Source organism: Pedobacter sp. (genome assembly GCF_965279535.1).
In the GTDB taxonomy this organism is placed as follows: domain Bacteria; phylum Bacteroidota; class Bacteroidia; order Sphingobacteriales; family Sphingobacteriaceae; genus Pedobacter.
Genome location: NZ_OZ257244.1, coordinates 3,190,871 through 3,205,355 on the forward strand (window position 1 = coordinate 3,190,871; position 14,485 = coordinate 3,205,355).

At 40.5% G+C, this 14,485-nt stretch carries 8 protein-coding genes; 5 read left to right on the forward strand and 3 right to left on the reverse strand.

Going from position 1 to position 14,485, the window contains the following annotated elements; all coding sequences use genetic code 11:
• Positions 1-30 precede the first annotated feature (30 nt).
• The 5 genes from ACQY77_RS12910 to ACQY77_RS12930 all read left to right on the forward strand — a co-directional run bounded on the left by ACQY77_RS12910 (position 31) and on the right by ACQY77_RS12930 (position 10,679).
• The gene (locus ACQY77_RS12910; protein ID WP_421941734.1) at positions 31-5,964 is read left to right on the forward strand and encodes a PKD domain-containing protein; all 5,934 of its coding nucleotides are present in this window, start codon (positions 31-33) and stop codon (positions 5,962-5,964) included.
• A 23-nt stretch (positions 5,965-5,987) separates the two neighbouring features.
• Positions 5,988-6,983, forward strand: coding sequence for a PorP/SprF family type IX secretion system membrane protein (locus ACQY77_RS12915; protein WP_421941733.1), 996 nt, complete (start codon positions 5,988-5,990; stop codon positions 6,981-6,983).
• 24 nt (positions 6,984-7,007) lie between these two features.
• Complete coding sequence (locus tag ACQY77_RS12920; RefSeq protein ID WP_421941732.1) at positions 7,008-7,667, forward strand: MgtC/SapB family protein; 660 nt, start codon at positions 7,008-7,010, stop codon at positions 7,665-7,667.
• A 214-nt stretch (positions 7,668-7,881) separates the two neighbouring features.
• Positions 7,882-9,309: an L-serine ammonia-lyase gene (locus ACQY77_RS12925; RefSeq protein WP_421942382.1), complete on the forward strand. Its 1,428-nt coding sequence runs from the start codon at positions 7,882-7,884 to the stop codon at positions 9,307-9,309.
• 176 nt (positions 9,310-9,485) lie between these two features.
• Positions 9,486-10,679: an aminopeptidase C gene (locus ACQY77_RS12930; protein WP_421941731.1), complete on the forward strand. Its 1,194-nt coding sequence runs from the start codon at positions 9,486-9,488 to the stop codon at positions 10,677-10,679.
• A 278-nt stretch (positions 10,680-10,957) separates the two neighbouring features.
• On the opposite strand, the gene ACQY77_RS12935 is transcribed toward ACQY77_RS12930, so the two are convergent.
• From ACQY77_RS12935 to ACQY77_RS12945, 3 genes are all read right to left on the reverse strand, one after another.
• Positions 10,958-11,869 (reverse strand): AEC family transporter, encoded by a 912-nt coding sequence (locus tag ACQY77_RS12935; RefSeq protein WP_421941730.1) that lies wholly within the window; start codon positions 11,867-11,869, stop codon positions 10,958-10,960.
• An 80-nt stretch (positions 11,870-11,949) separates the two neighbouring features.
• Positions 11,950-12,423: a Dps family protein gene (locus ACQY77_RS12940; protein WP_421941729.1), complete on the reverse strand. Its 474-nt coding sequence runs from the start codon at positions 12,421-12,423 to the stop codon at positions 11,950-11,952.
• 97 nt (positions 12,424-12,520) lie between these two features.
• Positions 12,521-13,747: a DEAD/DEAH box helicase gene (locus ACQY77_RS12945; RefSeq protein WP_421941728.1), complete on the reverse strand. Its 1,227-nt coding sequence runs from the start codon at positions 13,745-13,747 to the stop codon at positions 12,521-12,523.
• Positions 13,748-14,485 lie beyond the last annotated feature (738 nt).

The window sequence follows — 14,485 nt, forward strand, 5'->3', positions numbered from 1 at the left end:
ACGCAGTAAAATGACCCCCTAGTGTTAGAGATGATGAAGACCTGTTGTATAAGGAGATGGCCTTTTATTGCCCTATTTTTTGGGGTGCTTTTGTATGCTTCAACCTGTTTAGCCCAAATCAGCATCACTGCCGTAGATTCGGGGCCTTTTACTCCTGGAAGTACCATTGGCGTACCTTTTTCAATTGCCATAGGTTGTGCAGGTCAAGGCAATCAATTTCAGTTGTATCTTTCGGATGAGAATGGAAATTTTGCAACAGAAAAACTCATTGGAAGTTATACCGGATTTTATAGCACCTATGTAAACGGGGTTATTCCTGTAGGTACCGTTCCTGGAACCGGGTATAAGGTTAGGATTAAATCTACAAACCCTGTGTCCGTAAGTGATCCTTCTACGTTTTTTGAAATTAAAGCGGGTGCGGCGGTAGAGGCAAAATTAAGTTCCAGCTTGTTGAGGTCAGATAATCCTGAAACATTTGGAACCTGTATTAGTAAACCTGCCAATTTATTGTACCTGAGCAATGAGTCAACTGCGAATAGTTTGGTAACAGCCAGTGTAAATAATGAGGTTGTTGCCGGCGTAACCAACATTACATTCGATACACAAATTAAGCAATTTACTGCAGATCAGGTACATTATACCATTCTCACTAAAGCCGTTATGCCAGATGGTACAGTGGGTACTAAGGCTTATTTGATTGTTAACAATAAAACGGTAACCGCTTTTGGAACTTCAGGCAATAATGTAGTTTGTTTGCCTCAGGGGCAACTGGAGTTTAATGTAGATATTACTTCGCCAGATGGTATCCAGAAAAATTTCCCTGGAAACAGCTACGTAATTACCTGGGGAGATAACGAAACAACCACCTATACTTTATGCGACATAAAAAGTGCCGGGGGTAAAGTTACACATGCTTATACAAGGTCCTCATGTGGAAGTGTTTCTAACCTAAGCAGCGGACCAATTTATAATGCATTTGCGGTAACCATTAATGTTTCTAATGATTTTTGCGGGACTATTGGAACACCTGTTTCTTCTTATGCCAAAGTAGTAGTAAAGCCCATTAATTCTTTTACCTTTGATTCTCCTGCCTGTTCGAACACCGATGTTGTTTTTACCAATACTTCGGTTTTAGGCGAAAATCCCAATACCAATTCGCCCGGATGTGTACCCAATAATGTAACCTATAATTGGTTTGTTGATGGAGTACCCGTAAAGGTGAATCAACCCCGTTCTTATAATTTAGTTCATCAGTTCACCGCTCATGGTGAGCACACAATCCGCTTAGAATCTAATAGCTCGGGTGCTTGTGACGCCACTCCGGTAGAAATGAAGATTTGCATTCAGGACCCCCCAAAGCCAGCTTTTACACTTCCTGCCACTACGGTTTGTACACCTACAATATTGAAGCCTACCGATAATACAATTATTGATAATATATGTAGTAATCAGGCCACTTATAACTGGAGGGTTTCTCCGGCAGTTGCATTTGTAAATGGAACAAGTGCATCCAGTAAGGAACCAGAGTTTAATTTTATTACACCGGGGGTTTATACTATTGTGTTAAACGTTTCTACGGCCTCTTGTGGTTTTGTGGCTTCGGCACCGCAAACGGTAGTTGTAAATACTACCCCTGCTGCTACGCTTTCTCCCGATATCATTTTGTGTAATTTAGCCACATACGATTTTAACAATACCACCTCGGGGCCAACACGAACTACTTTTTCCGGTACCTCGCAAGAACTTGCAGATACTTATACCTGGAGCATTACCTCGGTGGCAGGTGGTACCTTTACTTTTACCGGAGGAACCAATGCCAACTCAAAATACCCTTCAGTACAATTTAATAACTACGATGAGTATACCGTAACAGTTACCCATAAAAATAACTGTGCTACTGTAACGAAAAGTCAAAAGTTAACGTTTTCAACTGCTCCGGTAGTGAATGCAGGTCCAGATCAAACAGTTTGCTACAACAATGCACAGTTTACTTTGGCTGGTAATATTACAGGTACTACTACAAGCCAGACCTGGGTTGGTGGGACAGGTACCTTTGCACCGAACAGAAATACATTGAATGCTGTTTATACACCATCAGCAGCTGAAAAAACAGCAGGAAGTGTAAACCTTACTTTAAGAGCGATAACTGGTTTATCTGGTGTTTGTGCACAGGTAGATGACGAGGTGGTTTTAAAAATCCAGCCAGACATCAGTATAACCAGCCAGCCTTCAAAAGTTATCTGCACAAATAATACAGTCGCCTACATGCCAACATCTGCCGTAACGGGAGTAACTTTTAACTGGACGGCCACGGGGTCAACAAATGCCACAGGTTATTTGGCTTCAGGAACGGGAGATATTACCGATGTGATTACCAATACGGATGCAACAACAGATGCTACTGTAGTGTACATTATCACACCGCATAAGGATGGCTGCGATGGAACACCTTTTACCTTTACAGTTACCATTACACCTAATCCTACGGCTGCAGCTACAGCGCCAAACTTAACTATCTGTAATAAAAATTCTGCTGCAATCACACTCTCTTCTAATTTAACTGGCGTAAGGTTTACTTACTCCAGTTCCATAACCGGAAGCATAACCGGAAATTCGAATCGGCTTACCGCAAGTGCCGGCACACAGATCAACGATGTTTTAACAAATAGTGGAACTTCTGCAGGTACGGTTACTTATACCATAACTCCATTTTCTGCCGGAGGATGTCCTGGTGCCACAACGACCATTACCATTACGGTTTTACCTAGTGCTACTTTAGCCAATGCTGGTGCAGATGAGGCCATTTGTAATGTAAGTACTTATACTTTAAAAGGAAATGCGGCTGTCGTGGGTTCTGGAAAATGGACTATAGTTGCTGCCCCAACAGCGATTTCTTTTGCCGATGATACCCAAAACAATACCCAGATTTCGGGCTTACAACCTGGTAATACATATATTTTAAGGTGGACAATTGCTGATGTTGGTTGCAGCAGTAGTAGTGACGATGTTCAGATTACCGTTAATCCATTAAGTGTAGGTGGCACAACCACAGGTGACGTGGCTGTATGTGCAGGTGCTAATGGAGGAAACATTTCCCTGGCTGGCGAAGTAGGTAATATTATCCGATGGGAAAAATCTATTGATAACGGTACAACCTGGGCAACCATTGTTTCAACAGTAAATCCGTATGTTTTTTCGAACTTAACCGTTAGTACCCAATTTAGAGCAGTGGTACAAAGCGGTGCCTGTGCAGAGGCGTTCTCATCTGTGAGTACAGTAACGGTTAATCCGGGAACTGTTGTTGCTAACGCCGGAAACGATCAAAGTTTGTGCAGTGGTACTAGCATCAGTTTAAGTGGAAATAATCCAGCACCAAATACAGGTTTGTGGACATTGGTTTCTGCTCAAACAGGTGTGGCTATTACCGATGCCACCTTATATAATACGACTATTACAGGCCTTGTTCCGGGGCAAACATATACTTTCAGGTGGACTATTTCTGGTTTTGCCTCTTGCCCGCCATCATTCGATGAGGTAACCATTACTTATTATTCACCTGTAACCAATAATATATCAGCAGCAGCTGCACCAAACTGCGCGGGGCAAAATGTAACCATTACAGGTGATGTACCAACCGGTGGAACAGGAACTTTCGCCTACCAGTGGCAAAGTAGCCCTGATGGAACTACATGGAGTAACGTGGTATCGGCTACGAATAAGGATTTGACTCTAGTGGTTAATGTACCTACATTTTTCAGGCGATTGGTAAACAGCACCATTTGTACTTCAACCAGTAATACAGTTCAGGTGAATGTACTTCCTGGTCTTGCCAATAATCAGATCTCAGCAGATCAAACGATTTGTCTGGGAGCAGCTGTTAATCAGCTCGCAGGTACTACACCTACGGGTGGAAATGGAATTTTTGCTTTTCAATGGCAAGCCAGCACCAATGGTACTGTTTGGACGGATATATTGGGAGCTACATCAACAAGTTATACACCTCCTATACCAACAACTACCGTTTATTACCGCCGATTGATAAGTAGTGGCCCATGTGCAAGTAATATCAGTAATCAGGTTAAAATAACGGTTAACCCTCCTGCAAAGGCAGAGATCGTTTTTAATGCTGACAAGGGTTGTGCTCCTTTTAGACTGGCCGCAACCAATATTTCAGCTACGCCATATGCAGATCGGAATGCGAGTTACACCTGGTATGCTAATAATGTACAGATTGGCACCGGGAACGTTTTTCCAGGATACACCATCGCAACAGATAATGAAAGTGTTGTAATCAAACTGGTGGTGACCAGCAGTTTGGGCTGTAATAACGATGAAACCAGTCATGTTTTTAGTACTTTCCAGAATGTTACAGCCACATATGCGCAAAATGTTACTGCCGGATGCGGTCCTTTGAATGTGGTTTTCACGAACATTTCGAATTCATTAACAGCAGCAACTTTTAAATGGGATTTTGGCAATGGCACAACTTCAAATCTGGCACAACCTCCAGCGGTTCCCTATCAGGCAGATCCAACAGGAAAGGACATTACTTATACCGTTACTTTAGAAGCCACAACGCCTTGTGGCATAACTTCACAAACCTCAACCGTATTGGTAAAGGGTAAACCCGTTTCTGTTTTTTCTCCAGATAAAACTACCGGATGCTCACCATTACCGGTAACTTTTAGCAATACGTCGCCAGGAAATTATACCAGTTATACTTATGATTTTGGTGATGGAACAGCTCCATTAACCGTAACCGATAAAAACAGTGTAAGCCATACCTATACCACTTTGGTAGTGAGGGATTATATTGTAAAAATGACCGCCACAAATGAATGTGGTAGTAATGAATCACAATATTCTATTCGGGTTTCGCCAAATGATATTATCCCCGAATTGGTTGTAAACAGTAATCAACTCAGGGGCTGTGCACCTTTAAAAGTCGATTTTTTCAACAATACTAAGGGAGGCAGTACTTTTGTATATGATTTCGGTGATGGCAGTACAACGGTTACCCATACTGCTCCCGAAACGGTATCACATACTTTTACTGAGCCCGGGAAATATACCATTACTTTATATGCTTCTAACAATTGCTCAAATGCTTCAACAACAGAGACGGTAGAAGTATTGGCTCAGCCAAACGTAAGTTTTAGTGCAGATAAAACTACAATTTGTGATGGCGTTACCATCAGGTTTAAAAATACCAGTAGTGGGGCCATTGGTTATGTTTGGGATTTTGGTGATGGTTCACCAACTTCTAATACCATTGAGCCAACCCACACTTATACCGGGGCGGGTAAAAATTATTCTGTAACGCTTACTGCAACCAATGCTTTGGGCTGTACAAAAACAGTAACCCTTAATGAATACATTAATATTGCCCTGCCACCTACACCATCTTTTACGGTAAGTCCGGGAAATGAACTATCTATCCCAAATTATACTTTTGGTTTTAAGGATACCAGTGTTGGTGCGGTAAGCTGGGAGTGGGATTTTGGCGATGGCGCTAAATCAACACTACAAAACCCATCACATACCTATGCCAATGAAGGTGTGTATAGCGTTACTTTAAAAATACTAAACAAAGAGGGCTGTTCGGCAAGTATTTTCCAATCGGTTAGAATTATTGGTGTACCTGGTTATTTGAACCTTCCCAACTCGTTTATGCCTGCCAGTGCTAAAAATGAAATCAAAGTTTTTAAAGCCAAAGGTCGTGGCATTAAAGAATGGGATATGAAGGTGTTTAACAAGTGGGGGCAGGTGTTATGGGAAACGACCAAGTTGGATGATGGGGCGCCGCTGGAGGGTTGGGATGGAACATACAATGGCCAGGAGCAGCCCCAGGGGGTTTATTACTGGAAAATAGAAGTCAAATTTGTAAACGGAAGCGATTGGAAGGGCATGTCTTTAGATTCGGCTCCGCCAAGAAAAACCGGTGTAATATATTTAATAAGATGATGGGGGGAAGAATAATATTACTCATGTTGATATGGGGGGTGCCATTTTTTGGGGCCGCCCAGGATCACATTTATTCACAGTTTTACAATGCACCCATTTATTTGAACCCTGCTTTAACCGGTCAGTTTGAGGGCGATATCCGGTTTAATGCCTTGTATAGAAATCAATGGACTGGCTTAGCCAGCGATTTTTCTTATATGACTGCTTCGGGCGATTTAAATTTACACCAAATTAATAGTGGTGTTGGCTTAATTTTTAACAGAAGCAGTGAGGGAACAGCTTATCTCCTAAAAAATAATATTGCAGCAAGCTATTCTTACATCATTGGTGGAGATGATTTTGCACTTTCTTTCGGTCTGCAGGGCGGAATTACCAATCAAAAGCTCAATTGGGATAAATTGGTATTCGGCGATCAGATTGACATTTCTACAGGATATATTCCTGGAAGTATTTCTGGAGCAGAAAGACCAGGTATAGATAGCCGTTACTATTTTGATGCCAATGCCGGAGCAAATCTGGTATATGGTAAGTTTATGATAGGTGTAGCTGCCCATCACCTGAATAAACCTGACGAATCGCTTTCGGGCTTCCAGGCAAAGCTCCCCATGCGCATTTCGGGTAATGTAAGCTATCAAATTACATTAATCCCCGATCAGTACGATCGGGACGGCTCTTACCTGATTCCCTCTATTGTTGCCTATAAACAGCAAAATGTAATGTCATACAGTTTCGGCACTCAGTTTAAATACAAAGGAGTTAATGCAGGCATCTGGTTCCGGAATGATGGAAATAGCAAAGGAAATGATGCTGTTGTTTTCTCTGTAATCTTCGATATTTTTAACCGCCGAACCAACGGAGAAAAATTTAGACTGGGAATTAGCCACGATGCTACCACATCTAAAATTAATTACAGCAATACAGGCGGTACGTCTGAAATCGGTATCGGCTACGAGAAATATTGGCCCAATAGTTCTAATGGAGGAAGGGCAAATGGTTTGAGATGTTATGATTTTTATTAATTTGCCTAAAACTTATATAAGGCAATGAACGATATTCTGGATAACAGCCACTTTATTACGCAAAGCGAAGTAAATAAATTCCTATTGGCAACTTTATTGTGCGGCTTAATTGGTGCAGAAAGAGAGTATAGAAGTAAATCTGCCGGATTAAAAACCATGATGATGATAGGTTTGGGATCAACATTGTTTACCATATTATCTATCAGGATAGGAGTTACCAGTCATGATCGGATTGCCTCTAATATTGTAACCGGAATCGGCTTCCTGGGTGCAGGTGTAATCTTCAAGGAAGAAAACCGGGTTAAAGGTTTAACCACAGCATGCATCATCTGGATCGTTGCCGCCATTGGTATGGCCGTAGGGTCAGGATATTATGAACAAGCTATTGGTGTAACCGCTGTAGTATTACTCGCTTTAATCGTTTTTCCGTTCTTAGAAGAAATTGGCGATCGGCGTTTTACTAAAAGAGTTTATCGCATTGTAAAAAAACAACATAAGCACGGCGATTTAGAAAGTTATGAAGAAGTGTTTAGAGAAAACAAACTCAAACCTCAAAGAGGAAAGCATCAGCTGGTTAATGAAATTATTACCGGAAATTGGGTAGCAACAGGGACACCAAAAAACCACAAAAAGTTTGTAGAACGAATGCTGAAAGACGATGATATCATTGAGTTCGATTTTTAAACATCCTGGCTAATATCTGAACTTCCTAAATAAACCGCTCTATCCCAATTAATTTGTTTCATGTGAAACATTGCCGGTTTCTTATTGAGGAGATGGAAATGAATTTATTCACTTAATTGTACCGTTAAAGCGCACTCGGAGTCGAAGACCACTGAATCAAAATTAATTTCTGATCTCAAAAAACAATGATAGCTTTGCGTAGCTAACTTTCATGATGATTAAGGAACAGATCTCCGTTTTTGATATTTTTAAAATTGGTATTGGCCCCTCGAGTTCACATACTTTAGGACCATGGCGTGCTGCACAACAATTTACCGCATCACTGGCTCACAACAACATTTTAAATGATGTAGAGCAGGTCAAAATATTGCTTTATGGTTCACTTGCAAAAACAGGCAAAGGACATGGCACTGATGTGGCTATTTTATTAGGTTTAACTGGTGCAGATCCGGTTACTTTTGATGTGGACGCCGTTACACCAACTTTCGAACGCATTCAAAACGACAAAAAATTAAATTTAGAGGATCAATTGGTTATCAATTTTGATTACTCCGAGGATCTCCTTTTTCTTTTCGCAGAAAGCCTTCCTTATCATCCCAATGCAGTTACTTTTCAGGCTTTTTTAAATAATGGAAAGGCCTTCTCTGAAACATATTATTCTATTGGTGGTGGTTTTGTGGTGAAAGAGGGTGAGGATAATAGCAAAAAGGTGCAGGTTGATTTACCTTTTCCTGTAGAGAAAGCTAAAGATTTGTTGCATTGGTGTTTGTCGACAGGATTGAAAGTGAGTGAGATTGTTTTAGAGAATGAGCTGGCCTGGCGATCTGAAAATGAAACTAAAAAAGGAATTCTTCAACATTTTCAGGTAATGCGTGATTGTATTTATCGGGGCTGCCATACAACAGGTTTTTTACCCGGTGGTTTAGATGTTGCGCGAAGGGCATTTCCACTAAACAAACGACTTATCGGTCAAAATGAATACCATGATTTTGATACCTGGCTCCAGGCCATTAGAAATGGCGGTAATGGCTTTAACTATATTCTAGATTGGGTTAGCTGTTTTGCATTGGCTGTAAATGAAGAAAATGCATCCTTTGGCAGAGTCGTTACTGCGCCAACCAATGGCGCTGCGGGTGTAATTCCGGCAGTATTGCAGTATTTCATTGTTTTTTGCGATGGCTATTCAGAAGAAAAAATCATTCAGTTTATAGCCTGCGCATCAGAAATAGGCAGTATATTCAAAAAAGGAGCAACAATCTCTGCCGCCATGGGAGGTTGTCAGGCAGAGATTGGTGTTTCCTCGGCTATGGCTGCAGCGGCTTTGACAGAATGCCTGGGTGGATCACAGCGTCAGGTTTTAATGGCCGCAGAAATCGCAATGGAACATCATCTGGGATTAACCTGCGATCCTATTGGCGGCTTGGTTCAGGTGCCATGCATTGAAAGAAATACCATGGGCGCTATCAAAGCAATTACAGCCAGCCAGTTGGCCCTGCAAAGTAATCCTGATAAAGCAAAAGTAAGTTTAGACGCCGTAGTAAATACCATGTGGGAAACCGCTCTGGATATGAATGCGAAATACAAAGAGACTTCAGATGGTGGTTTGGCTACCAATATCCCAATCAGTTTGCCCGAGTGTTAAAATAAAATATACCTGTATAAATGGCTTCTCCAGTTAATGAAGAAGCCATTTATCATTTATGATACTAACAAATGGCATTTTAGCATTATCATGACGATTGAACAGCATTATTACAGTGTTGGCATTTCCTAAACGTTAACAAATTGATAAATTAGCGCCCTTATTAATTCATAAAAATGACTAAACACACAAAATTGGGTTTGGTTGGCCTGGCATTATCCTTATCAACTCTGGTAAGTTATGCACAGGACAATCTGGTAAACTCATTAAAAAACAATCAAAGCGAAAACAGCAAAGATGCATTCAAGTTTACAGAAGTAATTAACCTGGCTAATACCCCGGTTCAGAATCAGGGTTCTTCTGGTACTTGCTGGAGCTATTCTACCAACTCTTTTCTCGAATCTGAAATGATTAAAGCAGGGAAACAACCTGTAGTACTGTCTCAGCTGTTTTCAGCGCGTAATGCCTATGTAGAAAAAGGTAAAAACTATGTACGCATGCATGGCGCAGTATCACTGGGAGATGGTGGTGCATTGCATGATGTAATCAACATGTACAGAAAGTATGGTGCAGTACCTCAGGAAGTTTATACTGGCTTAAACTATGGTACTAAAATCAACAAAACAGGCGAACTGGGTGATATTGAGAAAGGCGTTTTGGAGGCTGTTGTGAAAAATGCCAATGGAGAACTAACACCAAACTGGATCAAAGCATATACTGGTGTTATTGATGCTTACTTAGGTCAGGTTCCTGAAAACTTTACCTATAATGGCAAAAAATACACCCCTAAAACTTTTGCAAATGAGGTTGTGGGTTTAAATCCTGATAACTATATAGAACTTTCGTCATTTAACGATCACCCGTTCTACAGCAAATTTACTTTGTTGGTACCGGATAACTGGTCGTTTGATCAGGTTTACAATGTTAAGGTGAACGAGCTTACAGATATTATCGACAATGCTTTAAAAGCAGGATATACCGTAGCATGGGCTACTGATGTTAGTGAGAAATCTTTCAGCTGGAAAAACGGTGTGGCTTACGTACCTGCAGTTCCATTCGCAGATATGACAATGACACAAAAAGCAGCGATGTTTGATGGCCCTAAGCCAGAAATGGAAATTACACAAGAAAACCGCCAGCTGGCATTTGATAACTATCAAACTACTGATGATCACGGAATGCACATCGTTGGCGCGGCTAAAGATCAAACTGGTAAAGAGTATTACATCGTTAAAAATTCTTGGGGGGCTACCAACGATTACAAAGGCTATTTATACGTAACTAAAAATTATGTGAAATATAAATCAACCGCTATTTTGTTGAATAAGGCTGGCATCCCAGGCACAATCACTAAGAAATTAGGATTGTAATCAATACACACTAAATAATTCGAAAGCCAGGGTAATTTTTTTACCCTGGCTTTTTTTAGGCTTCATGCAGAATATTATCGTTAAAGAGCATGGAGTAAGGAACACAGAGCAATGATGAAGTGCTTTACAAACCAAAGTTGGATAATTCCCCAAATCTATTTAGCTGCCTTAGGCGCATTAGGTAGTAAAGGAACAAAGGTTAGGGAGCAAGGAATACTGACGAAGTACTCGAAGCTGAAAGCACAGAAATCTTGATACTTAATAGTTGCTACCTGATACTAAAATAATCCCAGATGTGTCAACACAAACCACCAAACGGCTGTCGTAAGAAATGACAGGAGTATCCCGATTCCAACCACCAGGTTAGACAATTTCGGGTTCAGGTTGTATTGATCAGCCACTACACCTGCAGTTAGCAAGGTTGGCATAGCCATCTCAAATATAGTGATCTGAGTGATCATCCCTTTCAAACCCAGTAATACTGCAATAATTAGGAGAACAAGCGGAGCTAAAATCAGTTTATATAGCAAAGCAAAGCTGATGGCTTTCAGTTCGCTAAACCAACCGCCAAACCTCAGTTGTAAACCAATTGAAAATAATGCCAACGGACCAACCGTACCAGCCAGTTTATCAAACAACGGATTTAAACTACTGATATCAATAAATCGGGGAACCGTCAGGGCCAAAATGCATCCAATTAAAGGAGGAAAAGAAAGCACCTTTTTAAGTACCAGTTGCGCACTTAATTTTTGCTGTTGCGAAGAACGGATGGCTACAATAATCCCAATAGTGGACAATAAAGTGAAAGTTACCTGATCACATATAATGGCCGTGCCAAACTCTTTTTCACTAAAATAGGCCGCTATTAAAGGAAGGCCAACAAATGTGGTGTTGCTTAATGAACTTGTTAACTTAAGGCCACCTGCAGTTGCTTTGCTAACTTTCCTGAACCTACTATACAAGGTGATAAATAACCAGCCCAGTAACCAGACTAACACAGGAGCAAGCGCAGGAAAAAGCAGGTCTTTAGTCCAGGTGATGTGTGGAAGGTACTTAAATGATGTTGCCGGTAGGGCAATGTATATAATCCAGGCGTTAATGCCTTTGTGCGCATCTTTTGGTAAAACTTTACGTTTACGGAAAAGAATACCTGCGATGATACATAATCCAATAAGAATGAAATTTGCCATTGATGACGGCAAAGATAGGCTATAAAAGAAAAACGCCAATAAGAAATTGATCTATTGGCGTTTAATGCTGTAAATTAATATTACTTCAAATGAGCCCTTAAGAACCAGGCCATCTCTTCATGGGTTTCCATTAAGCCGGTAATAAAGTCGCTTGTTCCGGCATCACCATAATCATTAGCGATTGGATTGATATTCCCTCTGATGAATTCAATGATGGCTTCATGATCCGCGAGTAAATCTTTAATATAACCTAAGCTATCATTATGTCGCTCACTGTATTCCGTTAAATGAGTTAATGCCAAAAAGTTTTTTAAAGTTGCAGGAGCGTAATGACCAATTTTACGGATTCGCTCAGCTACGCTATCGATAAACTCATCCAGTTGGTTATACTGTTCTTCGAAAAATTTATGTTTAGCTAAGAAATCAGCACCTTCAACATTCCAGTGGGCATTGCGTGTTTTCGTATATAACACATATTCGTCTGCTAATAATTTAGCCAATTGTTCCGATACGGCTTGTCTGTGTTCAGTCGTTATTCCAATTTTTGCTTCCATTTTTGATTGCTATTTTGATAGACCTAATCTACTCTTTATCGTTGTCAAAAAAGGAATCTGAATATCATTATTGTGTTAAAAAACAACACAGACGCCGTTATGCCGATGGTTTAGGTTTTTTCTTTTTAAACCATACTTTCTTTTTGCCATTGTTATTCGGATGGCTTTTTTTCTCTTCTACATGTTTAATCTCAATTGCAGCAACTGTTTCGGGAAGTGGCAACCGAGGTACCTCTTTCTCAATTAGTTTCTCAATATTATCGAACTTACGTTTATCCCTGCCATTAACAAGCGTAATTGCAGTACCTGTAGTTGCTGCCCTGGCTGTGCGTCCAATACGGTGTACATAATCTGCAGGATCATGAGGCACGTCGTAATTAATCACAAGATCAATTCCCTCCACATCTATCCCTCTCGACAAAACATCTGTTCCAATTAAAATAGGAAGTCTCCTGTTTTTAAAAGCCAGTAGAATATCTTCACGCTCCTTTTGCCCCAGATCGGAGTGAAAAGGTTCCGCTTTAATACCTAAACCCTTAAAAGCTTTATGAAGTGCTTTAACTTTTTCTTTTGTTGAAGCAAAAATAATGCTGCTTTTATATTGATCTTCTTTAAAGATTTCTGTTAATAAAGCTTGCTTTTGCTGGTCGTGGATATTATAAGCCTGCTGATTGATGCCTTCCGCTGGCTTGGCAATAGAAATGGTAATTTGTTTGGGCTCATGAAGAATGGTCCCGGCCATCTTGCGGATTTTAGGAGCCATTGTGGCTGAAAATAAAAGCGTTTGGCGTTTTTTAGGCAGGTAGCTTACAATCCGCATAATGTCGTCGTAAAATCCCATATCCAACATTCTATCTGCTTCATCCAGAATGAGGTGTTGCAAATGTTGAAGTTTTAAAACGCCCGAAGATAGGTGAGCCATTAGTCTGCCAGGTGTAGCGATAATGATATCTACCCCTTCACGCATTGACCTTTTTTGTTGCTCGTAAGCAATGCCATCACCGCCTCCATACACAGCCAGAGAACTGATATTGGTAAAATAGGCAAGTGCTTCCACCTGTAAATCTATTTGTTGTGCCAGTTCTCGCGTTGGCGCTAAAATTAACGTGTTGTTGTGTCTGTCAGCTGCCCGGCTAATTTTATCCATTACAGGTAAAAGATAACTGGCTGTTTTTCCAGTCCCTGTTTGAGCACAGGCAATGAGATCGTGATTCTCTAAAATTACCGGTATGGCTTGTTCTTGTATTGGAGTAGCGCTTTTATATCCCATGGCCATCAGGCCTTCGTATAAATCGGGGTTGAAATTAAAGTCGTTAAAATTCAATCTGTTATATTTATAAAATAAGGCAAAAGTACCTTAAATTACAGCCAATAGCAAATTCATTAATAGTTATTCGTTTTTGTTGCAGTTTTTACCACAGCGCTAGCCCTTCTATAAAGTAAATAGTATATACATTATATATACTACACCATTGAATTTGCCTCATGCTTTGTGCAGCTGATTTTTACCGCCTCTATCACAATTGTTATTCAAGTAGTAGTTTTATGCTCATAAGCATATTTCTTATGCGATCAGGGAGCTGCTAGTTGTGGTTTTTTCGACCCCGGCTAAACTAAACGAACAGCCAATCAGCAAGATATAATGTTTTTTAAAATACTTCTTGCAGGATTAAAAAAGTTCACTACCTTTGCAGCCCGGTTCGGAAGGAACGGAAAGTGATAGGGGGATACGGAGAGGGTGATAATTGAAATAAGGTTGAAAAGAAAAGCGGAAAAATAAAAATATTTTTCTTGCGGATTAAAAAAGTTTTTCTACCTTTGCAATCCCAAACGGAAACGAAAGGGGTTCCCGGAACGGCGGATGTCGGAAAGGGGTTTAAAAAAGAGATACAGACGAACTTCGGTTCAGAAGATATAAAAAAGAGATCGGCCGTGAGGTTTACCAGATCGATAAGTTCTTAAAAGAGATGTCAATGTAGCGTAGCGGGGTAATGAAGTACGCATTCAAGTACAGAATACCGTCGCTTTATTTTAAAGTCAGTGACTAACAGACAAAATTAAA

Coding starts and splice junctions, on each gene's coding strand:
- ACQY77_RS12935 (WP_421941730.1), bottom strand. CDS start 11,869: ATGGCAAATTTCATTCTTATTGGATTATGTATCATCGCAGGTATTCTT.
- ACQY77_RS12930 (WP_421941731.1), top strand. CDS start 9,486: ATGACTAAACACACAAAATTGGGTTTGGTTGGCCTGGCATTATCCTTA.
- ACQY77_RS12915 (WP_421941733.1), top strand. CDS start 5,988: ATGTTGATATGGGGGGTGCCATTTTTTGGGGCCGCCCAGGATCACATT.
- ACQY77_RS12925 (WP_421942382.1), top strand. CDS start 7,882: ATGATTAAGGAACAGATCTCCGTTTTTGATATTTTTAAAATTGGTATT.
- ACQY77_RS12920 (WP_421941732.1), top strand. CDS start 7,008: ATGAACGATATTCTGGATAACAGCCACTTTATTACGCAAAGCGAAGTA.
- ACQY77_RS12940 (WP_421941729.1), bottom strand. CDS start 12,423: ATGGAAGCAAAAATTGGAATAACGACTGAACACAGACAAGCCGTATCG.
- ACQY77_RS12910 (WP_421941734.1), top strand. CDS start 31: ATGATGAAGACCTGTTGTATAAGGAGATGGCCTTTTATTGCCCTATTT.